The organism is Rhodococcus sp. AQ5-07 (genome assembly GCF_009707305.1).
Taxonomy (GTDB): Bacteria; Actinomycetota; Actinomycetes; order Mycobacteriales; family Mycobacteriaceae; genus Rhodococcus_F; species Rhodococcus_F erythropolis.
Genome location: NZ_CP046099.1, coordinates 1,816,457 through 1,838,090 on the forward strand (window position 1 = coordinate 1,816,457; position 21,634 = coordinate 1,838,090).

Annotated in this window: 16 protein-coding genes and 1 pseudogene; 8 read left to right on the forward strand and 9 right to left on the reverse strand. The window is 59.8% G+C overall.

Translation table 11 applies throughout. From position 1 onward, the window contains the following. Positions 1-3 precede the first annotated feature (3 nt). Positions 4-2,271: a DUF2254 family protein gene (locus GJB56_RS08435; protein ID WP_097387349.1), complete on the forward strand. Its 2,268-nt coding sequence runs from the start codon at positions 4-6 to the stop codon at positions 2,269-2,271. Here the strand turns inward: GJB56_RS08435 and GJB56_RS08440 are convergent. The 5 genes from GJB56_RS08440 to GJB56_RS08460 all read right to left on the reverse strand — a co-directional run bounded on the left by GJB56_RS08440 (position 2,233) and on the right by GJB56_RS08460 (position 8,365). After that, positions 2,233-3,522 (reverse strand): alpha/beta hydrolase, encoded by a 1,290-nt coding sequence (locus GJB56_RS08440; protein WP_113684304.1) that lies wholly within the window; start codon positions 3,520-3,522, stop codon positions 2,233-2,235. The genes GJB56_RS08435 and GJB56_RS08440 overlap by 39 nt on opposite strands. 65 nt (positions 3,523-3,587) lie before the next feature. Next, complete coding sequence (pepN, locus tag GJB56_RS08445) at positions 3,588-6,071, reverse strand: aminopeptidase N (protein ID WP_113684303.1); 2,484 nt, start codon at positions 6,069-6,071, stop codon at positions 3,588-3,590. A 48-nt stretch (positions 6,072-6,119) separates the two neighbouring features. After that, on the reverse strand, positions 6,120-6,920 hold the full coding sequence (gene thiD, locus GJB56_RS08450) for a bifunctional hydroxymethylpyrimidine kinase/phosphomethylpyrimidine kinase (protein ID WP_113684302.1): 801 nt from the start codon (positions 6,918-6,920) through the stop codon (positions 6,120-6,122). A gap of 93 nt (positions 6,921-7,013) precedes the next feature. Next, entirely contained in the window at positions 7,014-7,628 is a 615-nt protein-coding gene (locus GJB56_RS08455; protein WP_230091157.1) for a class F sortase, read from the reverse strand. Further along, a complete protein-coding gene (locus GJB56_RS08460) occupies positions 7,625-8,365 on the reverse strand; it encodes a hypothetical protein (protein WP_113684301.1) in 741 nt (246 codons plus the stop codon). The genes GJB56_RS08455 and GJB56_RS08460 overlap by 4 nt, the downstream gene beginning before the upstream one ends. A 337-nt stretch (positions 8,366-8,702) precedes the next feature. On the opposite strand from GJB56_RS08460, the gene GJB56_RS08465 reads away from it, so the two are divergent. Both GJB56_RS08465 and GJB56_RS08470 read left to right on the forward strand, forming a co-directional pair. Continuing rightward, a complete protein-coding gene (locus GJB56_RS08465) occupies positions 8,703-9,146 on the forward strand; it encodes a DUF7144 family membrane protein (protein ID WP_020969697.1) in 444 nt (147 codons plus the stop codon). Positions 9,147-9,167: 21 nt separating this feature from the next. After that, entirely contained in the window at positions 9,168-9,989 is an 822-nt protein-coding gene (locus GJB56_RS08470) for a class II glutamine amidotransferase (protein WP_113684300.1), read from the forward strand. An 84-nt stretch (positions 9,990-10,073) separates the two neighbouring features. On the opposite strand, the gene GJB56_RS31340 is transcribed toward GJB56_RS08470, so the two are convergent. Beyond that, positions 10,074-10,193 (reverse strand): QsdR family transcriptional regulator, encoded by a 120-nt coding sequence (locus tag GJB56_RS31340; protein WP_162793459.1) that lies wholly within the window; start codon positions 10,191-10,193, stop codon positions 10,074-10,076. Positions 10,194-10,865: 672 nt separating this feature from the next. On the opposite strand from GJB56_RS31340, the gene GJB56_RS08475 reads away from it, so the two are divergent. From GJB56_RS08475 to GJB56_RS08485, 3 genes are all read left to right on the forward strand, one after another. Next, entirely contained in the window at positions 10,866-11,510 is a 645-nt protein-coding gene (locus GJB56_RS08475; protein WP_113684299.1) for a hypothetical protein, read from the forward strand. Positions 11,511-11,846: 336 nt separating this feature from the next. Further along, a complete protein-coding gene (locus GJB56_RS08480) occupies positions 11,847-12,212 on the forward strand; it encodes a hypothetical protein (RefSeq protein ID WP_162793458.1) in 366 nt (121 codons plus the stop codon). Between the two features lie 1,022 nt (positions 12,213-13,234). Beyond that, on the forward strand, positions 13,235-14,083 hold the full coding sequence (locus GJB56_RS08485) for a hypothetical protein (RefSeq protein ID WP_154606654.1): 849 nt from the start codon (positions 13,235-13,237) through the stop codon (positions 14,081-14,083). 372 nt (positions 14,084-14,455) lie between these two features. Here GJB56_RS08485 and GJB56_RS08490 read toward each other — a convergent pair whose 3' ends face one another. After that, positions 14,456-15,763: a hypothetical protein gene (locus GJB56_RS08490; protein WP_113684297.1), complete on the reverse strand. Its 1,308-nt coding sequence runs from the start codon at positions 15,761-15,763 to the stop codon at positions 14,456-14,458. Positions 15,764-15,988: 225 nt separating this feature from the next. After that, entirely contained in the window at positions 15,989-16,579 is a 591-nt protein-coding gene (locus tag GJB56_RS08495) for a M48 family metalloprotease (RefSeq protein ID WP_113684296.1), read from the reverse strand. Between the two features lie 499 nt (positions 16,580-17,078). Here GJB56_RS08495 and GJB56_RS08500 point away from each other — a divergent pair, with 499 nt between their 5' ends. Then, complete coding sequence (locus GJB56_RS08500) at positions 17,079-18,515, forward strand: hypothetical protein (protein ID WP_154606655.1); 1,437 nt, start codon at positions 17,079-17,081, stop codon at positions 18,513-18,515. 292 nt (positions 18,516-18,807) lie between these two features. Beyond that, on the forward strand, positions 18,808-19,821 hold the full coding sequence (locus GJB56_RS08505) for a hypothetical protein (protein WP_154606656.1): 1,014 nt from the start codon (positions 18,808-18,810) through the stop codon (positions 19,819-19,821). A 379-nt stretch (positions 19,822-20,200) separates the two neighbouring features. On the opposite strand, the pseudogene GJB56_RS08510 reads toward GJB56_RS08505, so the two are convergent. Further along, positions 20,201-21,453, reverse strand: a pseudogene (locus tag GJB56_RS08510) (IS3 family transposase). Between the last annotated feature and the right edge of the window lie 181 nt (positions 21,454-21,634).

A 21,634-nucleotide genomic window follows, 5' to 3' on the forward strand; every position in this document is an offset into this window, starting at 1 on the left:
GCCGTGCGGTCCTGGTTCGAGCACACGGTCGTCGACACCGGCAGACTCCCACTGTTCTTCCTTCTGCTCGCCTTTGTCCTGACGTTCCTGTTCATTCGGTTCAGCGTTCGAATGATCCGAGCTGAGGTCTCGTGGTGGCCAGGCAATGTCACGCCCGGTGGAATGCACATCCACCACATGGTTTTCGGTTTGATGATGATGCTCGTGTCCGGCTTTGCCTTCATCGCTCTGGCCGACTATCACACCCCGATCGCCAACTGTGTTCTTGCGTCGGTGTTCGGTATCGGCAGCGCGCTGGTCCTCGACGAGTACGCACTCGTGCTACATCTGCGCGACGTCTACTGGGCCGAAGAGGGTCGCTCGTCCATCGACGCGGTGTTCGTTGCCATCGCGATCTCGTTCCTTTTCCTTCTCGGAGTCCACCCGATCGGGTTCGCGGGAGAGTTCGACCCGTATGAGCAGGACCGTAGCCTGGCGACGTTGATCGGCGTTGTCGTCGCGATCGTGATCCAACTCGGACTCGCCGTGATCACGTTGATGAAGGGCAAACTCTGGACCGGCTTGATCGGACTGTTCTTCACCCCGCTTCTGTTGGTCGGAGCAATTCGGTTGAGTCGCCCGGGTGCGCCGTGGGCGCGTTCGCGTTACCGCGACAAGCCCGCGAAGATGAGCCGGGCAGTCGCCCGTGAGCAGCGGTATCGCGAGCCGATGATCCACGCGAAGATCTACGTTCAGGAAACGGTGTCAGGAAGTTTCGGTTCCACTCCTCCGACCCCACCACCACTCCCAGTCGTCGACACCACGACGCCTACGACGAAAGTCGGACTATCACGGCGGCTTTCGGACAGAATTCGCTGGCGCCGAACTCGCCGACGATTACGAACAGTCCCGGTCTGGCGCCTCCCCGTGATCCTCGTCGTGCTGTCCGTCGTCACCGCGAACATCCTCGTCGGGATCGACGGAGACCTGGTGAGCGACGGCGACGTCGGTACCATTTCCGAGGGCGTGGACGCCGGGGCCACCGCAACGCTGCTCAGCGTCATCGCCGGCGGGATGATCACTCTCACCGGTCTGGTGTTCACCGCCATCACCCTCGCAATGCAGTTCGGCGCCTCGCAGATTTCGGTGCGGGTGGTCCCGATGCTTGCGCAACAGCGAGTGATGCGGTGGTCGATCGGCATGTTTCTGGCCACGTTCGTCTTCTCCTTGATCATTGCGCTCGATCTGGCGCTCGATTCGGAGAATTCCTCACCGACCATCTCCACGGCGATCGCACTCCTTCTGGCATTGGCCAGTGCGATCCTGTTCATCGCGTTGGTGGCGAAGGTCGGGTCGATCCTCAATTCCAGTCGGTTGCTGCGTTGGATAGCGGCCCAGGGTCGCAGCGCGACGATTCGTGCCTATCCGCTGTACGAGGACTTACCTTCCGGCGCACCGAAACCCAGTCAGCCGCTCCCCCTCCCACAACCGCGCGAGTCCGAAACCTCCGAGAGCGCCGACGCACTGGTGATTCGCCTGCGCCACCTCTCACCCGACGGCCGGATTCTGCTGGCGATCGATCTCGCACGACTGCAGCGGTTGGCGAGCCGCTGGGACGTCTCAGTCGAGGTCGTCCCCAGCATCGGCGAGTTCGTCGCCCAGAACGCGCCCCTCTTCGAGGTACGCGGACCGTCGCTGAAGGTACGTCCTGACACCTTGATGTCGTGCTTGATCTTCGGTGACACGCACAGCCCGGTCGTCAGCCCCGGTGCAGCGCTTCAGTCGATCGTGGACATCGCACTCAAGGCACTGTCACCCGCCATCAACGACCCTGGCCGAGCGGTGCAGGCTCTCGACCACATCGAAGATCTTCTGGTACTTCTCGCCCCGCGGGTCCGCTTCGACACGTCAACCTCGGATCTCACGCTGATCCGAGGGCAGCAACGCACCTGGACCGATTACGTGTCCGTCGCCACCGACGAGATCCGGCACTTCAGTACCAATTCCGCGCAGGTCCAGCGTCGTCTACGCGCGGTATTCGCGACCTTGCTCGAAGCCTGCCCGCCGGACCAGCACCCTCCGCTACTCGAGCGCGTCGACGCACTCGATGCGCAATTGACCCGAGAATGGACCGGCGCACTCGACCTTCGGCTCGCGAGTGTGGCAGATCCGCAGGGATTGGGCTCCGAAGCCGGGGCGACCGGAAGAATTCACCCGCTGATCATCGGGTCTTCGGAACTTCCAGACGAACGTTCATCCGGGCAGGCCGAGTCGCGTTCCCAGCCAACCTAATTGACTCGCCAATCCAGCCGACCACACCTGGAAGCTGTGTCCTCCGTCGACCTCGGCGTACTGGACGTCCATCCCTGCGGCTTTTGCGGCTTCGTAGAGCGTTTGAAGACCTGGGCGGTAGTCGTTGTCCTGTTTGCCGACTACGAACACTCCGGCGCTGTCGGGGAACTTCTTCTCCCGGAGCAGATCCTGCGGATTCACTGCCACGAACGCGGCTTCGTTACCGCCGAACGCTGCATCGACCGTCTGCTTCCGATCACCGAGGGTGGGTTCGATCTGACCGGACAGATCCAGGAACGTCGGATACTCCGCGGGGAAGTTCGTTGCCATCTGGAACGCGCAGGTACCGCCGTAGGAAAGTCCCCCGATCGCCCACTTCCTCGGGTCGGGATCCACCTGGAGGTTCCCGCGCACCCAGTCGGGAACATCGCGCGAAAGGTACGTTGCGACGTTCCCGAGTTGGGAATCGACGCAGAGCGGATTCGCCAGTTCCGACCCGGTCCCGTCAGCAACGACGACAACGGGAGCCAAGCCCGAATGCGCAGCGGCGTAGGCGTCCATGGTCTGGACGAGACGTCCGCCCTGTAGCCAGTCCTCGGGCGCGCCTGGTTGGCCGGCAAGCAGTACCAACACCGGCAACTCCGGTCGTGGGTTGGTGAAATACGCGGGCGGTAGGTAGATCTCGGCGTCGCGGGCGCTGAATCCGGAGACCGTCCCCGCAATCGTGACCGTGCTGACCTTGCCGGCCGACGGCATGTCCGCTGGAGCCTTCCATTGCGAAACCGGTACCGCCCCGTCCTTGCCGTCGTCCAGGTCGGCGAGTGAAACCTTCTCCGCGTCCGAGAGTCCCAGCGCTGTTCCCAACGTCGGATACGACTGGAACTGCAGATTCACGTGAGCCGCGCTCGACACGACCACCAGGAGCACGGAGACCACGGTGAGCACGCGGCCGTCGATCCGCGTCGCCGCAAAGACCCGCGAAACACCCAGCAGCACGCCGAGAATGCCCAACCCGATCCACACGTAGACCGGACGGGCAATCGGATCGGGGAACGGGTGCCACACCTTCTCGATCAGCCAGTACAGCACGAGAGTGATCGCAATTGCCGCGACGATGCAGACCGGAATCGAGATCAGCACGTGACGCCTCGATCTCGAGAAGATCAGCCACAGAAGTGCCAGAATTCCGAGCACCGTCACCACGGGCGGAACCGGGCCCGTGACCAGCGAAAGATCCGTGATCGTGTGCACGTCGTCTCCCGTCGCAGCCCTGTTTAGACAATATCCAAGAACAGGACATTTCGGAGCTGATGGCGTCAGATCACTGCGTTCGACGCCTGGGCACGTAGGTCTCGGGCCAGGTGATCCCGACGCTCGAGAACAAGCCTCCGCAGCGACGCGGGCGCCTCCGCATTGGCCTGGATCCAGGAATCGACAGCAGAGGTGTCTTCAGCTGCCGGGAAGAGCCCGTTCACCAACCGTCGCGCGATCTCGATGCTGCGTTCGGACCACCACTTCCCCAGGGACGAGAAGTACTCGACCGCATATCCCTCGATCAACGACGGGTCCGTGCCCGAACGGAATCCGGCGATCGTCGCATCCAGGCGGTCGTTCGAGAGTGAGGCATCGGTGGTCGCCGACGCCCAGGCAGCCGCCTTGGTCTCGCCATCGGGAATCGACGCCGCGGCGCGGACGTACGCCGTTCGACCCGCTGACGTGCTGTCCTTGCTCAGCTCACCGTCGAAGTCGCTTACACTCGCATGCCCGGTCGCGGACAGGGCGATCCACAATGCCCACCGCAGATCAGGATCGAGAGCCAGTCCGACCGGTCCCGGGCACGTGCCGTCGAGTATCGACCGCAGCTCGCCGGCGCGAGCATCGTTGACCGCTGCGGCGGCCGACAGAGCCCGTGCCCATGCCAGCTGTCTTCCGGACTCCGGTTCGGCTTCGAACAACGCCTTCCAGGTCGTTTCCAACCAGCCCGCACTGACATTGGGCCGCAAGCTTTTCGGAACGTAGTGAAGAACCGCGTATTGGGCATCGGTCAGGATCGCGCTGAGAATCGCAAGATCTGTCTCTGCGGGAGCGAATCGTTCCACCATGTCGAGGTATCGGAACACCGAGAGCTGCGCATCGCGCACCGAGTTCCACAGCGACGACCAGATCACACCGCGCGCAAGCGGATCGCTCACGCGGTCCAGGGACGCCTCGACCGTGGACAGAGATTCCGCGTCCAATCGCACCTTCGCGTAGGTGAGGTCTTCGTCGTTGAGCAGTGTGAGCGCTCCGGGCGGAAGGTCGACCGACGTGCGGGATTCGGTGATGTCGAGTTCGACGCGTTCGGTGCGAACAAGATCTCCGGACTCGTTGTAGTCGTAGATTCCGACTGCGAGCCGGTGCGGCCTCGGGTCCGTCTGGACCAGGTCTGTTCCGTCGAGCGACAGCGTGGACACTCCGGTGGTCTGCAACCAGATTCGGGCCCATTCGCGCACATCGCGTCCGGAAGTCTCCGCGAGCACGTCGAGCAGATCAACCAGCGTGGTGTTCCCGAAGGCGTGGGCCTTGAAGTACCGTCGTGCCGCTTCGAAGAACGCGTCACGGCCGACGAACGCCACGAGTTGCTTGAGGACACTGGCACCCTTGGCGTAGGTGATTCCGTCGAAGTTCAGCTTTGCAGCTTCGAGATCGACGATGTCGGCGACGATGGGATGCGTGGTCGGCAGCTGATCTTGGAGGTACGCCCACGCCTTTCGCTTGATGGCAAATGCTACCCAGGCATCGGTGAAGCGAGTGGCTTCGGCGCTGACCAGCGATCCCATGAAGTCGGCGAAGGATTCCTTGAGCCACAAGTCATCCCACCAGACCATGGTCACGAGATCGCCGAACCACATGTGCGCCATTTCGTGCAGGATCGTGTTGGCGCGACGCTGATGCTGCTCGTCGGTTGCGGTGCCGCGGAACACATACGCCTCGGTGAAGGTCACCAGTCCCGGGTTCTCCATGGCGCCGAGGTTGTACTCGGGGACGAAGATCTGGTCGTACTTGCCGAACGGATACGGATAGTCGAAGTGCTCGGCGTAGAAGTCCAGCCCCTGACGGGTGATGTCGAAAACGTTGTCTGCATCGAGGTGTGGAGCCAACGACGCCCGGCACAAAGCGCCCAACTCGATAGTGAGTTCGCCGCGACTCCACGACGAGGCCACGCGGTGATACGGCCCGGCCGCGATCGCGGTGATGTAAGTCGAGATCGGCAGCGTCGGTGCGAAAGTGACGCGTTGCGCACCGTCGACGGAGAGCGTCTGTGTCGCGGGCTGATTCGACAGGACTTCCCAGCCGTCAGGTGCTGTCACCTCGAATGTGAAGGGCGCCTTGAGGTCCGGTTGCTCGAAGCAGGCGAAAACACGCCTGGCATCGGCGGGCTCGTATTGCGTGTACAGATACGTCTGATCGTCAGCGTCGTCGACAAATCGGTGCAGCCCTTCACCGGAACGGCTGTAGTGGCCGTGAGCTGCCACCCGAACGACGTTCGATCCGCCGAGTCCGCGCAGCACAATCCGGGATCCGTCGTACTCCACCGGAATCGACGCACCGTCGACCTCTACGGAATCGACTGCAGCACCGATGAAGTCGAGCCACGTGGACTCCGCCGACGACGTCAGATCAATTATCGTGACGGTCGAAAAGGTCTTCGCGGCAGAGTCCGCCGCCGATCGCAGATCCAACTCCACCCGGTACCCGGTGACGTCGATGGTTCGAGATCGTTCGGCGACTTCGCTTCGATTCAGGTTCGCAGTACTCACGCACTCGATCCTGCCAGGCCGCGCGCGGCGATGTGAGCCGCAGTGTGCCTATCCCTTGAAAGCGCCCTGCCAAACGGTGTCGAACGGCGTGTGTGCCGAGACGCGGCCTTCGATGCCCGCCGTGACGAACTTCTTGGCCAGAGCGACGGCTTCTCCCACGTCGGCGCCCTTTGCCAGTTCGGCGGTCACTGCGGCGGCCAGCGTGCAACCGGCACCTGAGACGCGCTCTTCGCCGACCTTGGGGGCCGAGAGAACCGTCACGTCGGTCCCGTCGAACAACACGTCGACAGCGTCGCCACCGGCGAGTTCGACACCACCCTTTGCGAGCACGTACTTGGGTCCCAGGTCATGGATACGACGTGCGGCCTCGATGAGGTCGTCCACGCTTTCGATACTGTCCATTCCGGCGAGGGTACGTGCCTCGAACAGGTTGGGTGTGACGACGGTGGCGAGCGGGAGGATCGAATCACGAAGTGCTGTATCGGTATCGAGAGCCGCGCCGGGCTCCTGGCCCTTGCAGATCAGGACCGGGTCGAGGACGACGTGGCGCCAGGACTGCCGACGCAGACCCTCTGCCACAACCTCGATCGTGGAGGGAGTGCCCAACATGCCGATCTTGACGACGTCCAGATCGTGAGCCGCAGTGGCAGCCTCGATCTGATCAGCGATCACGTCAGGAGCGATCGGCACGAAGCGATGACCCCAGTTGTTCTTGGGATCGAACGAGACGATGCATGTGGTGGTCGCTACGCCGTAGACGTCCAATGCCTGGAACGTCTTCAGGTCGACCTGCAGGCCGGCACCGCCAGTCGCTTCGGACCCAGCGATGACATAGGCGAGGTCAACCACAGCACAATCTCCTTCTTCGGACTTTCGAAACGTGCGTGGATGGCCACGAACGCGGGGCCCAGTTTATCAATCGTTCCGACGTCTGGTTTTCGCCTATGCAGGCACCGGAGTTCCCCACGCGACGTCGTTGTCCTCGTAACCGAAGGGTGGACCGACGAATTCGCCGCCGCAGGTGATCAGCGCGAGGGTTTCCGGTCCGTCGAGGCTGTTCAATCTCTCGACCGGCAGCTCGCCGTCCTTGCCGTAGTGATCGACCGCATCGATACGGTAGTTCCAGGTCTGTCCCCCGGCGCCCGCCACGGTCACGATCGAGCCGATTTCCAGTGTCGAGAACTTCTTTCCGAAACCGTCACCCTGATAGATGTCGTTGATGTGTCCGGTGATCACCACGGTGCCCGCGCCCGAACCCGGGAATGCCGAATCTGCCCACCATCCGATCTCACTGACATCCTCAGGCGGAATGAGCGAGCCGTCTGTCGTCGTCTTGATCGACAGAACGTCAGCGGTGCTGTCGACTATGCGAAGCGTGGTCGGGACATCCGGACCGTCGACCACAGCGCGAATCTCTGGCGGCAAATCTTGTTGGCCGGTCGCGAGGACGCGGGTCGGCGAGTCACCGTCGTCAGAACATCCGCCGATCAAGAGCATTGTCGCCACTACTGCGGCGGCCCATGTTCGACGGTCCGTGAATCCAGGTGCCGCTGTCACGGGCGAGAAGTCGGGCCGGACGGAATCTGGGAAATTGGTACTCGGTTTCCGACGTCACGACCGGGAAGTGCGTCACCGGAATCCCCACCGTTCCCACCGGAACCGTTGTCACCGCCACCGCTTCCGCCACCGCTTCCATTCCCGCCGCCGCCGGGGCCCGGGCCGGGGCCGGGGCCGGGGCATTCACCTCCCGGATCGGTGGTATCGCCTGCCAAGACAATCTTGACTGCCGAGAGGTTGACCGTCTCGTTCTGTGCCACTTGCCCAGGCGTTGTGACGTCGAATGCGAGCTTGGCACGAACCGGAATGACCGAGCCGTCGTCGGCATCGGTGACCGTTGATCCCGAGCGACCGAGATCTTGGGTCAACGTCATTCTGGAGATCAAATCCTGATCTCCGGTCAAGCCGGCGCCGTCGATCCGAAGGGTCCCTCGGACGGGACTTCCGTGGGCTCTGATCGTCACCGATGCGCGAAACTCGAGGATATCTCCCGGCACTGTCCGCCACGCCTCGATCGAGTTGATTTTCGTTCCCGGCGAACCAGTCGAGATGTCGTACCAACCGTCAATCACTGCCGGATCGAGTGACATCGAATTGTCGTTGATCTCGGGAGTGCACGCGTGGGTGAGTGCGACTGGTGCTGCCGATCCCACCGCGGGAAGTGCCGTCGATACAAAAGCTGCCAAGACGAAGGCCGTCGCGGAGATGCCCGCGGAACGCCTGCCGAAGATCGTCATTCTCTCGCTACTCTTTTCCGCGGACCGTAGCTTCCGGTCAATTCAGTCAAAATACCAGCACAGCTGGACAAATAGGTCGAAATCCGTGCCGAATTCTTCTTGTTTTCTGTGAACTTCGGTTACGAGCAATTCCTCCGCACACGCATTCCGGCAAGGGGTACATCGCATCAACAGGGGCCAGAAGTTACATTTCATCCGCGCATCGGAGCAGAACGCACTGATTTCTCACCGAACCGGACCGGCATTTCCGTTTCACGGCAGTCGGCCGGTGGAACAACGATCGGTACAACGTGCCGGGCACGTGTCCGGTCACCCCACCGAATCAAGGGAAACCGCCATGTCGGATACAACGTCAGTCAAGCAGGGTTTCGCGGTAGGAACATCAATCGGGGCAGCAGTCATCCTGGTGACGGTCGGCATCGTGCAGTTCTTTCAAGGACTCGCTGCCGTCGCCGAAAACGAAGTGTTCGTAGTCGGGATCGACTACGTCTATCAATTCGACCTGACGACGTGGGGTTGGATCCATCTCGTGCTGGGCGCGCTCGTCGCTCTCGTCGGTCTCGCACTGTTCACCGGAACGGCGTGGGCGCGGGTATCGGCAGTCGTGATCTGTGCGATCTCGATCATCGCGAACTTCTTGTGGCTGCCGTATTACCCCTGGTGGTCGACTCTCATCATCGCGCTGAACATCGTCGTGATCTGGGCTGTGTCGACATGGAAGCCCACCCAGACGACGCACGCCGCTGCGCATGCACCGACAACGCCGACTCAATCTGTTTGAGTTGAAAGCATGTGTAGGTGGATGGCGTATTCGGGAGAACCGATACTCGCCCATGACTTGCTGTTCAGGCCACAGCACTCGCTGATCGACCAGAGCCTGCATTCTCAACTCGGGGCAACGACGACGAATGGTGACGGCTTCGGAATCGGTTGGTACGGCGAGGGGTCCCAACCAGCAGTGTTCAAGAGCATCGAACCCGCGTGGAACGACTCGAACCTGCGCGAGGTCACCTCGCAACTGCGCACCCCGCTCATGTTCGCCCACGTGCGCGCTTCGACGGGAACTGCGGTGCAGCGCAGCAACTGCCACCCATTTCGGCACGGCAATTGGTTGTGGATGCACAACGGTTCACTACACGGATTCCACGACATGAAAAGGGAATTGGTGACTGCCATTGATCCGTCGCTCTTTCCGGATCTCGAAGGATCGACGGACTCGGAAACCTTGTTCTTCCTCGCGCAGACGTTCGGCCTGACCGACGATCCTTTCGAAGGTGTCGCGAGGGCCGTTGGATTCGTCGAGCACACGGCTCGCTCGCAGGGAATCGACAATCCGGTGCAGATGACCGTTGCCACGTCGGATGGCATCTCCACCTGGATCTTTCGCTATTCGAGCGAGAACCGGTCGAGGTCATTGTTCTTCTCCACCGAGATCTCCACGTTGCGCAAGCTCCATCCTGAGGTGGATGCCCTGCACCATCTGAGTGAGGAGACCCGAATCGTCGTATCCGAGCCTCTGCGCGACCTTCCCGGAGCATGGAACGAGGTTCCCGAGTCCGCCGCAGGCGTCATCCGGCCCGGACGAGACGAGATGCGGAACTTCGCGCCGATCCCACCCGCCTGAGTTTGCCACACAACCAGCGTAGCTGTGAAATAGCTTGCATTCGAAGCGCTTTCACGAAAACTTAGAAAACGAAAACTCGGCGCGCTAGTCACGCGAGAGGATGAGCCGGAACGCCAGGCGAGCCTTCTCTGCGTCCGGAGTGCCACCGGTGAGCAAATCGTTGTAGATGAACGACTCACCCACGCGAACCAGCAGATAGGCCATGTCCTCGACGGGCAGGTCTGGCCGAATCTGCTCTGGTATTTCAGCTTAGATCAGCCCTCGCACGGATTCGACCATCGTCCCCTGAACCGGCCCCAGCCCCGTTGTAAGACCCGGTACGACGTCGGCGTCGGACCCGGAGTCGCAAAGGGATCAGCAATGTCCAACGCCCGGGACGCACGGAGCACGAGGACCGGAAATAGACAGAGCCCCAACGCTAGTCCCAAACACACAACAACCGCTCCGGGGACGGATCTTCCAAGGCCGGCTGGAAATCGCGGCTCGCACCCGCCATATGCGCAACCGACTCGTGGGCCACCAAACCAGCGACATCGGATCCGCGCAACGGTGGGCGAATCGCCGGAGCAGTCGTAGTCGCCCCAGCAGTTGTGACGCCGGAAGTGTCGGAGCCGGTGCCTGCCACAGTCGAGGTACCGGCATCGACAGCGCATCCCGCAACAAGGCTCGCGAAAGTGGCCGATGTGAGGATTGACTCCGCGCCAGCCTTCCGGCGGGCGTCGACCTACTACTTCGGGGGTCATCGCACACATCTTGCGGTCGGCGTTCATGCTTTTGAGGCTCGAGCTCGTAGGCGATCCAGCCCGCTGAGAAGCTCGCGCCGCGCTGGGACAACGCCTGCCTCACAGCGGCCCGGGAAATGACTAACATCGTGAGATGAGCTACGATTTCTGGCTTTTACCCGCCGAGCACTGCCAAACCGCCGCAGCCGCCCGTGCCTTCGCACTGGCGCAGGACGAGGCCGACGAACCGGCGACCTCGATTGCCTCCAGTCTTGCCGCGGACATCAGCGCAGTCAACGCAGATCTGACAGAAGAACAGGGATTCTTGTCGGTCACTCCATTGAGTGGAACCGGCGCCGCGGTGTTTGTTCCATCTCCGTGGCGACGCATACAGGATGCTCGCGATGTGATGGTGCCTCGAGCATTCGCCGCCGACTATGGCATGTACGACCCACAGCTCGACATAGTGCTCAGTCCGCGCAGGTCGGTCGCCGGAAAAGTCTCGACCTCTCGCGAAGGGACCTTTCCCACGATCACTCCAGATTTGATCGACCACTTCGTTGGAGCAATGAAAGTGGACGATTTCGTCGTCGTCGAAACCAGTGACGAGGTCTACATACAAACCACACGCATCGATATCAACGGCTTCGCGGTTGAACACCGAGCAGGATCTACAGACCAGCATTTCGATACCGAAGTGCTGGCGGCGCCGGAGGTCGTCGACATGATGAAAGCGTGGCTGGCGAGTGGCGATGCCGCGATCACCGATCAACACTCGTGGACCAAAACTGCCCTGTAACAAAAGTCCCGAATCGAGCACAGCCGATGACCTCTGCCGCCGGCGAAGACCGGTTGATGCGGGACCTGGGCGACGACGATCGAGCCTTTGGAGTCGAATTCCCCTGTACTGCATCGTGTAACGATGATTGGGTGCAGTTGAGCCAGCAGATCAGCGGGGATTTTGGGCAGGAATCAGGGAACGATTTGCACAGGTTCGAGTGAACACAGACGTTATGTTGGTCGTGTTAGCAATAGGTGGGCTGACAGCGGGGATAATTTCGGTCATTGAATACGAATCGTGGGAGTTTCTTCCCCCGTAATTGTGGGATTCGTAGCTGCCGTAGCAACCGTTTCGGTGGGCATCTTCTCGTCCCGTAGCGAGAGAAAATCCCTACAGGTAGATCGTGCCGCTGCTCAAATTTTGGCGACATTTTCTCGCGTCCACATACAACATATTGCGTTAACTGAAACGCTAGAGACCGAACATGGCGACTTTTATCATGACGTGGCTCGACGGCTGGAAGAACTCGGAGTTCTGGAAAGCTCCGACCCATCGGACGAGTCGGGACGAGTCATCTTTCGCGTTACTCCGTTTGGAAAGCTCGCGCTGGATGAGGGTCTGCATCAGAGCGATCGTCAGCATATAGCCAACATGGAATCGTTAGCGGCCGAGAATACCGGACCAGATGATGAGATCGAGGGCGAAAATCCTGTTCGGTAGGTGTACGGGTGCAGCACAACCGAGAGGAAACATTGCCTAACACCTCACGAAGATGCGCGATGTGCGGAATATTTGGCCACAGAGATGAGGTCATCCCAGGAACCAGACTCTAGCGCGTAGCAAAAACGCACACGAGACCGGATCCACGGACGGGTTCGTCACTGCGATTCGCGATCACGGCGCCGAGTTGCCAGATCCCAGCCCAGTAGCCAAAAACTGAATGTGGGTGTACACCCAGCCCACGTTGCTCGAACAGGTCCGAACCGCGCCATCCGGCAATACGTCACCGATACGGCCTTGACCTCGTGGGGATCCCACCACGCCTCGTCACAGTTGGCAACACCTCCGCCGGCGGTTCCCCGCCTGGTGCCGTTTGAAATAAACGTCCTCAAATTGCGTGTGTCCCAAAATGAATGGCCAAACGAGCACCTTCCCGACCGACCGCACTACGGCATGGACGTCAACAACCTGGCGATTCCAATCGTCGGAATCTCGCAGCGGACATGATCTCACTGCGCTCCGCAGTATCCCGACAACGCTGACTGAAGTATCGACGTTCATCCCCGTCAACAGCGACGAACGTGGAACGTCGAACAAAAGCGTCCGCCATACAGGGCCAATCACCGCAGTCGGATGCGAGTAGGAACCTAATCTACTACGACGACAATAACTTGCGAGGACCATGCAGGTACGTCACCTCGGGCCTCCCAAGCACCGACGAACAGATCTGATGAACAAACTCGCAACGAACGCGCCGGAACTCGAGTCCCCCCCAAAAAACTGCCTGGGCCAGGCAACCCGAAGCCGAACATGGATCTGCGCTACGAGGTGAAGCCCACGTGCTTGTGCAGTAGTACGAGCCGGTCCTCAAGGCAGAGTTCGGCTGTGGCCATGCGGCACGGCAGGCAAGAACCCTCCGGATGGCATTCCCTGCCTACCACGGCCTTTACTTCGTCCCTACCAGGCCGTAGACCAGACCCCTCCACGGGTTGCATCGGATCTTAACGCCGTAGCATCATTGCGTGGAAGATCAATGTGCGGTCATCGCTTTCCAAGACAGCCCGGTAAGTGGTTCACTCGTTCGCGTCTATAAAACGCCGGATATCTATCGAGACACCCTAATTGGACGAGCTCGACCGGACAAACCAATCAAGTTCGCAGTCGGATCTCCAAATCTACGTTCAGGACTATGGCGAATCTGGTCCACGAAAAAGTCCGACGATGTCTATGTCAAAGCAATGTCGGAAGAAAGTTTCACGAAGATCAGCTTGCATGAGTCGGGCGACTGGCGACATCAGATCGCCTTCGAACGGACGGCACACCCAAAAGTACACTGGGTTCGGCGCCCCGACCCGTCATCGCGAGTGCTAGACGCTTGGACTCGACCGGCGCCCGTCAACGGATGGATCGAGGCCTTCACCTTACTGATTCCCAGCGAAGACATCGTCCATGTTCCGAACGACCCGACCAAACTGTCCGATGTGACGAGGTGGATCACACAACCTCCAGCAGGCGAATGCTCCGAGTTCCGGTTCTTCCTTGTCGAGAGCACCGCATCTGCACGCCCGTTCCGATACACGAGTCGTACGACAGGACTGATCACTGTGGTCGGCGCCTATCGCCTGCACGGCGGCAACATCTTCTTAGTGACTCACAACCGCACGAAACTGAGCACCAACGAAGAGCAAAAACTTAACGACCTCAGGTGCAATCCAATTTGCGCCCCGGCACCTGACTTTCCCCTCCATCCTTCAACCGGGCCCCGGTCGATCGCGTGGACCACTTACGAGGACGGCCACCGAGTCTATTTCGACCTCGCACTATTTCCTCATCGAAACGAGGAAGCCGTTCTGGCACATGTCATCAGCTGACGTCAGACGAGACCCTCGCGGTCGACACGAACGCAACATGGACAGCGAGCATGCGGCCGCTATTCGACGGGCACAGCCCGATCGCTGGCAGATCATCCTCCCAGCCAAACGCCTTCACGTTTCTTCTCCGAATGTCAACTACTCTCGGCAACGACGTGGGGCCGCTCCCGTCCGCGATCTGATCGAATTGGAGAAACTCAGGGGACGACCGATCGCATCGGGTCTGCGGGCGCCGGAGTCAAGCCGCCATCGGCAGCGGCCTACCCTTTCTGTCGCTGAACTTCTGTCGCAAAACCGATTCCTAGCCAGTACAACTGGCGAATCCGGTAAGGGACGGAGCTCGACGATCGCCCGAGAGCTGTTCCGGAAGGTTCAGACGGATCGGTCCGCTCGGCGATAGGTCAGGTCAAGCACCTTCTCTCGCCAAGCACGGAAGTCCTCTTCGTTGGAGAGATTAGCCGCCGTGCCCGAGATGGCGACTCGCAGTTGCTCTTTCCGCTTCTTCGAGCCGTATTCGTCGACGCTGCGCTCGCCGACGAACAGCGTCCGGGTTCTCGGGAACTTCGAACTGCTCACGATCCTTCGCTTGAGCAGCTCGATCAGCTGACCGGCAGCCTCCCTCGCACGGTCCGCTTGGTCCATCGTTGCCCGTTCACCACGGTGAACGATTCGGTTGCGTTCACCTGCGACGTCGCGCAGCCAAGCGCGGATGTGGCCTTCCTTGTCATCGTCCCACGACCCACCCCCGAGTTCGTCGCACTTACGCAGGAGGGTGTGCGGTCCGGAATTGATGAGGCCAAGTTTGGCCGCGGCGATTGCTTCGATCTCGGAATTTTCCCATTTCAGTGACAGCGCCAAGTTGGTAATCCAGCTTTCACACGCGATGGCGTAGCCCAGGATTGCCATTTCGGGCAGTCCTGCATCGAGCGCGATATGCGCCCGCATCAGCAGATCGGCCATCACCGCCGACGTTGTTCCGTGTCTCAGGTCTGCGAACCGGCGTCTGATCTCGTCTTGATCCGCTTTCGATAGCGGAGCTTCGTGATAGCCGACGGAGTCAGCCCGCGGCCCTTCATGGTGGTACGTCCCCCATTGACCCGTCCAGATCAGTTTGCCTTCGGACACATCCGCGTAGGTGTACGGGATGCTCTGTTCAGGCAACACTTCCACGCTGATATCCCGCAGAGCGTGTCCACTAAGACGGGTCGCTCGGATCTGGTCCGCGATCGCCCAGACGACAACATCGAGAGGACCAAGAACATCTCGGCGACGCAACTGCTCGTCGACGGGATTGAACACTCCGACGGGAACGAAAGCGGTCACCACGGAAACGCGTCGTGTCCGCGGTGTCATCGTCACCGAGGACGGAGCCAATGAGCCGATCAAGAAGCCCAAATGATCAGTCGGCGTCGTTGTGCACGGCACGTCTACCTGCGCCGCGGTCCAAAAGAGACGGATCGGAATCGGGATATCGAGCCAGGCACAGTCGATCGGAGTGTCACGATGAGGGCTGCGCAGAAGTCGCGCGGTGTCGATGTCGACCTCGATCGGTTGGTCGAGAGGAACAAGCATCGGAAGGCGCACACTCAACGCGAGGCAGCGGGGAGCCTTCTGTGCGTCGAACCAGATATCGGTCAGCACGCGCGGAAAACCTTGTCCGTCAACACCATCAACTTTCACCGGCCTATTGTTTCAGACCGGACGAACCATTCAGACCGGACCTATAAGGTCGTCGTCTATAGCCTAACGAAGCGTTCACCAGGTCGCGCGCCTATAGGAGACAGCGCATCTGCGGTTCGGCCATCCGACCGCGATCGATTAGCCGATTAGGCTACATGCCTCACCCTCAGCTCCACACCCGGTGCCGATATCGAGCGGTAATATTACCGACGTCGAAAACAGTATCTAACTGCTTCGCACACGAGCGGCACGACTCGCAGGACTTGGATGAGAAGGTCTAGGCAACCGCTGCCCGACCAGAGACTCCAAGAACTCGACAACCGAGCCCTTATCCATGATGGAAGCCGCAAAACGATCAGCTTCGTACTCCGAACTCCACGAGAAAAACGGCACAACCACATGCAGTGCCAGAACACCGAGCATCACCGCGACCGTTGCCAACAAGGAAAACAGATCCGACCCGCCGAACAGCTTCACGACTAGAAACCCGAGAGCAACCAACCCGGCCGGCATCACCGACATGAGAATCGCAACTGAACTTCGACGACACCTCGTGTCAAACTTCGGATCCGCCCAATGCCCCAACTCGTACACAACCACAGCCTCGACCACCCCATCCGAAGTCGACGGTTCAGACAGGAAATCCTTCTCACGGATCGAAACTTCGTTCTTCTTGCGATTGTAGAAACCACAACGACCCGACTTCTTCACAAACTTCAAAGTCGGTACAGAATGCACAGAATCAGTGCTCGAACTGATTCGATCCATCGTCTCTGCACAAACAGTCTTGCGCCGGATCAATTCCCCTGAATCCATACCCGCCCCGACCCTTCATCACTAAATTGCGCCGAATCTCGACCCCGCACACTACTCGAACTCGATAGCAACACGACCCAGAATGGGTGAAAATTGTGCATACGTGACATTGGCCCTGAGAATCCAAATATACAGTGCTGCAATAGCTTTCAATAGATAGTTCTCCAAGTAGAGCAATTGCCGAGCCCGCTGAAGGCGCTCGTCGACGAACTCCCTGTCCGCGGGAGCCCCCCGAAAAATCGGTCGCACAACGCACCAATGATGTTGGAGGGCGTTCGCCACGAGGTAGCAATTTGGCGCGGCAAACGGTTCGGGTACGTCGCGAACAGGCGTCCACCAGCCCGCTGGTCACTCGCAGGAAGGTGGGTCGCCTGCTCCCGAAAACCGCAACGCGTGTCGAGCCTTCCGGAGCCATGGACTTCACAGTGCCCGGGGATTCTTCAAGGGTTATCAAGACCACTCCACTGCTGATTGCACACGCTGTGCATGATGTAACACTATGGAAAACGGCATAGCACTGAACGTGAGCCCTAAACCCGGCGTCTACCGCTGTCGATGGGAAATACCTGCCGGCTTTGGGCGCGTCGAGCATCCTGCTGCTGCACTCGACGACGTCGTAGTCGACGGCCATGCCAAAATGGACGAGGTGACAACTCGTCGCCCGACACGTTTCTGGTCACGCATTCGCCGCCGTAGTGATCGTTCCTCTGAAACGCTCCAGTCCCCGGTTGCTGAAGAACCCGCAGCCGACTTAACCGCCGATAGCTTCGCCGGGGAAGTCGACCTCCAAGCCGATCAGGCGCCCAAAGGCACTCTTTACGAGTGGATGCCAGGACTGCATGTCACCCCAGAGACAGGGGAAGCTAGTTTCTCATTTCCCCAATACTTCCATCTGCCCGCTCTTCGCGGCTATATCGAAGACTCCGCCAGCGAGATCCTCCTTCTCGACGTAACACTGTCCACCTGGACACCCGGGCAAACTGACCTTCGCGCTTCAACCGCGCTGGTCGGAGTCGACCTCCCCCCCGAAGATTCCCCGCGGTTCTTCGGAGCGGAGTGCCAAATATCCGGAATCGACGCGATCGGAGGATTCACACCACTACTCAAAACAAATCATCCTCCAGCCGGATCCAACCCACGATCAGGAGAATGGAAAGCCACCGGCAACGGCAACAGCACCCAAATCTGGAACGACGACGGCGCCGAGGTCACCCACGAGTACAACATCAGTTACACAGCCTTCGACCCATACTTCTTCCGCGTTGGATTCACCCCTGTGGTCAGGATCGAAGTTGGCCAAGCCCTGACCCTTCGCGACTGGATTGACCACTGGATCACCCCCGTTCAGCGGATCACGTCCGTCGCCACCGGCCGGGAAGAGCGCATCACATATCTCTCACTTCACCAAGAAGACAAGACCTGCCGAGAGCCCGGTAGCGGACTTCACGTATTCGGATCGGGCATCACTCAGAAACCCTTCGCATCTCGCGGTTCGTCAGTTAGAGAAGCACGCAGCGCTTTCACCACTGCCCGTGACGAGTTGTCCCTGCTGGAGTTGGTCCGAACGTGGCGTCGTCAACTCGACGACAAGAACCCGATTCTTGAAACTTACGACCCTGTATTGCTCCGACGGAACCAACACCCACGATCACGATTTCTACTGCTTATACAAGCTCTCGAAGGCCTCTCCGGCTATCAGAACCGCGCAACTTTCCAAGAACGCACAGAAAAGCATCTAGCGGCCCGAGAACGAGTGCTCACCCGATTGCAGGCCCTCGCCGACAACCCCGACGCAAAACTCGAATCTGCCGACTTGAAATTCGTGAAAACCCGCATCTCGAAGCGCCCCCGGAGAACTTGGATGCGGCACTCCGAACTCTATTCGGACAAGTCGGCGCCGAGAAACTTCTCGACGAACTCGCATCCAATTCGCTGATCGAAGAGGTCCTTACCACCTTTGACGCATCCAACCGCAAGGTCGACAGCGCGTTGGCCCGACTAAGAAACGACCTCGCCCACGGAAACCGCAGCTACCCTCCTCAACAACTGAGCGCCGTGGCCGACATCCTCGAACGGGTTGCCCGTGCCCACATGCTCCGCACCCTGGGATGTTCCGAACAGGTGCAAATCCGCGCAATCACAACTGACTGAGGCGGCACCTCGGAGGAGATCGCCTACACGACATAGCCACCTGGCCCGAAAAGCGGCCGACGCTATGGTAGTCCCCTATGACCACCTCACGGCCTGTCATAGCTGTATACGAATTCCCCCAACCTATCTGGGTGGATCACAACGTGCTGGGAGGACGGTTCGAGACCCATATCGGCCCCTTGTCTGCCAGCATAATCACGCCACCGATAGCTGACGGAGGCCGAGTAATCGCCCCGAAACTTTCGGACCTTCCTCACAACGCACTCGCACCGTTACTCGGTGAACGTCCACACCGACTCGACGCCTATCCAGCCAGCGCTACCGGCATAGATCCCGAATGGGCCACCGAGTACGCCGCTCATCACACTGGTGGTGCCACCGCACTCCGTGCCGTCTGTATCGAGTTGAGCGAAAGTCCTGCCGCTCCAATTCATAACGACATACACAGCGCCATCGGCGATCACGAGTCCACCTCCCGCTATTCCATCCAGGGGACACCTACTGCTCGGATCGCAGACGTCGCCGGGCGCAACATTGAAGCTTGGTACACACGGCTCGCCGAATGGGTGACCGTCTTGACCGAACAAGACCTCGACCACCACCATCGGATCTACGACGCATCACTCATTGCCCCTGGACTACGGGTATGGCAGGGCGAGTCGTGGAACATATCGGCATCCCGATACCAAATCCCCACAGTCATACCAATCGACTTGAGCGCATGGAGAGAAACACTCCTGCACATCGGAGAATGCAAGCGGCCACCGCTCGAATGGCAGCTACTTGTCCAAGCCGCGAAAGCCGTCGACCGCGGCTACTACCGGCGAGCGATGATCGACTACGCAACTGCAGCTGAAGTCTGCCTCAGCCGAATCGTCCAGACCAGCACCGCCCCTGCATCCAAACCAAGCAAAAAATCAAATCTGCACACATGGTCGAACTGGCTCGTGAAACACGAGCCGATCCTCTACACGGTCGATCAAGACTTTGACGTGCTCGTCAACGCCCGAAACAACGCAGCGCACCGCGGCATCGAGCCCTCTCCCGACGACATCACCACCAGCGCAAGATGCGCCCACCGCATCGTCTAAGCTCACGGTTTCACCTAACACACAGCTTCAGTGTGGCAACGCCAAGGAGCCACCTGCTGCGGCATGGACGTCACAGCGTAGGCGTCATCTTTTCCTGGACGAGATCGGGTGTCTTTGGTTCGGTTGATGCGGCTATCTCTCCCGGATGTCGCCATTCCCACCGACGATTCCCGCCACACACAAACCAGACGAGCGAGGCTCTCATTCAGGTGAGGGCGATGAGCCGCCACATTCCCTACAGATGAGCTGGAAAGTGGCCTTCGATCCAACCGAGATCCTGCAAGTCTTTCCACAACCAGGACAGAGCCATCTTTGTTGCGGGCTTGTCTTCGAGCATTCGGAAACGACCTGAGTGAATCGCACCGGCGAGTCCGGAGACTTACTGATTTGAGAACTCCGCAATTCGCGTAGTTCTGTGTTCACCGTAGTAGAACGCCTCGAGTTCGGCCGGAGGCACATCCCCGCAGTGCTCGTAGAGTCGTCGGTGGTTGAACCAGTCCACCCACTCCAACGTGGCGATTTCCACATGTTCGACCGTTCGCCACGGCCCGCGAGGCTTGATCAACTCGGTCTTGTAAAGGCCGTTGATCGTCTCGGGAAGAGCGTTGTCGTAGCTCGACCCGGTAGCCCCGATCGAGGCATCGATACCGACCTCAATGAGCCTGTCGGTGAACGCAATTGACGTATATTGCGACCCGCGGTCGTTGTGGTGAATGAGCCCGGACAGGTCGGTGATCCCTTCTCGGCGTCGGGTCCAGATTGCGTGCTCGATGGCATCGAGCACCAACGGTGTCGTCATTGTCGTCGCCGTCCTCCATCCGAGAATTCGGCATGAATATGCATCGATGACGAACGCGACATAGACCCAACCCGACCATGTCGAAACGTAGGTGAAGTCGGCTACCCACAACATGTTTGGTGCCACCGGGTTGAACTTCCGTTGCACCAGATCGTCCGCGCGACGACCTTGTGGATCGGAGATGGTGGTGCGTTTGGTCTTACCTCGATGTGCCCCTTAGAGTCCGAGGACACCCATCAATCGTTCGACCGTGCACCGGGCCACGTCGATACCCTCTCGACGCATTTCCAGCCACACCTTGCGTGCGCCGTAGACCGAATAGTTCTCGGCATGCACACGGCTGACCTCGGCTTTGAGTTCTTCGTCGCGAACGGCCCGCCTGGATGCCGCGCGGTTGCGGGCTTCGTAGTAGGTGGACGGCGCAATAGAGCAGCCGTGCTCGCTGAGCACCCTGCAGATTGGCTCGACGCCGTACTCGCTTTTGTATCGGTTGATGTAGTCGATGATCACTTGTGGTTGCGGTCGAGCTCCGCTGCGAAGAAAACCGATGCCGACTTCAGGATCTCGTTGGCACGCTCGAGTTCCCGATTCTCAGCGCGAAGCTTGCGCATCTCCGCCGCCATTTCGCTCGTCACGCCGGGACGCATCCCGGCGTCGGTTTGCGCTCTCCGGATCCAGTTAAGCAGCGTCTGCGCTGTTCCGATACCGAGTTTGTCGGCCACGGATTCGACCGCGGCCCACTCCGACGGGTACTCGTGTTGGACTTCTGCGACCATCCGCACCGCCCGCTCACGCAGTTCGGGCGGGTACCTTTTGTTCGTTGCTGACGACATGACTCCATCTTTCCCAAAGGATGAAGTCTCCGGACACTCCGGTGCGATTCACCGACAAGCACTTCCTAGAGCATGAGAAGCAGCACCGAACTGGCAAATTACCCAAATCCATGCGCCGTTCCGTTCCCGCATTTCACAGGACATAAACCGCTTGACCAACCTCATGACGATTAGGGAAAGC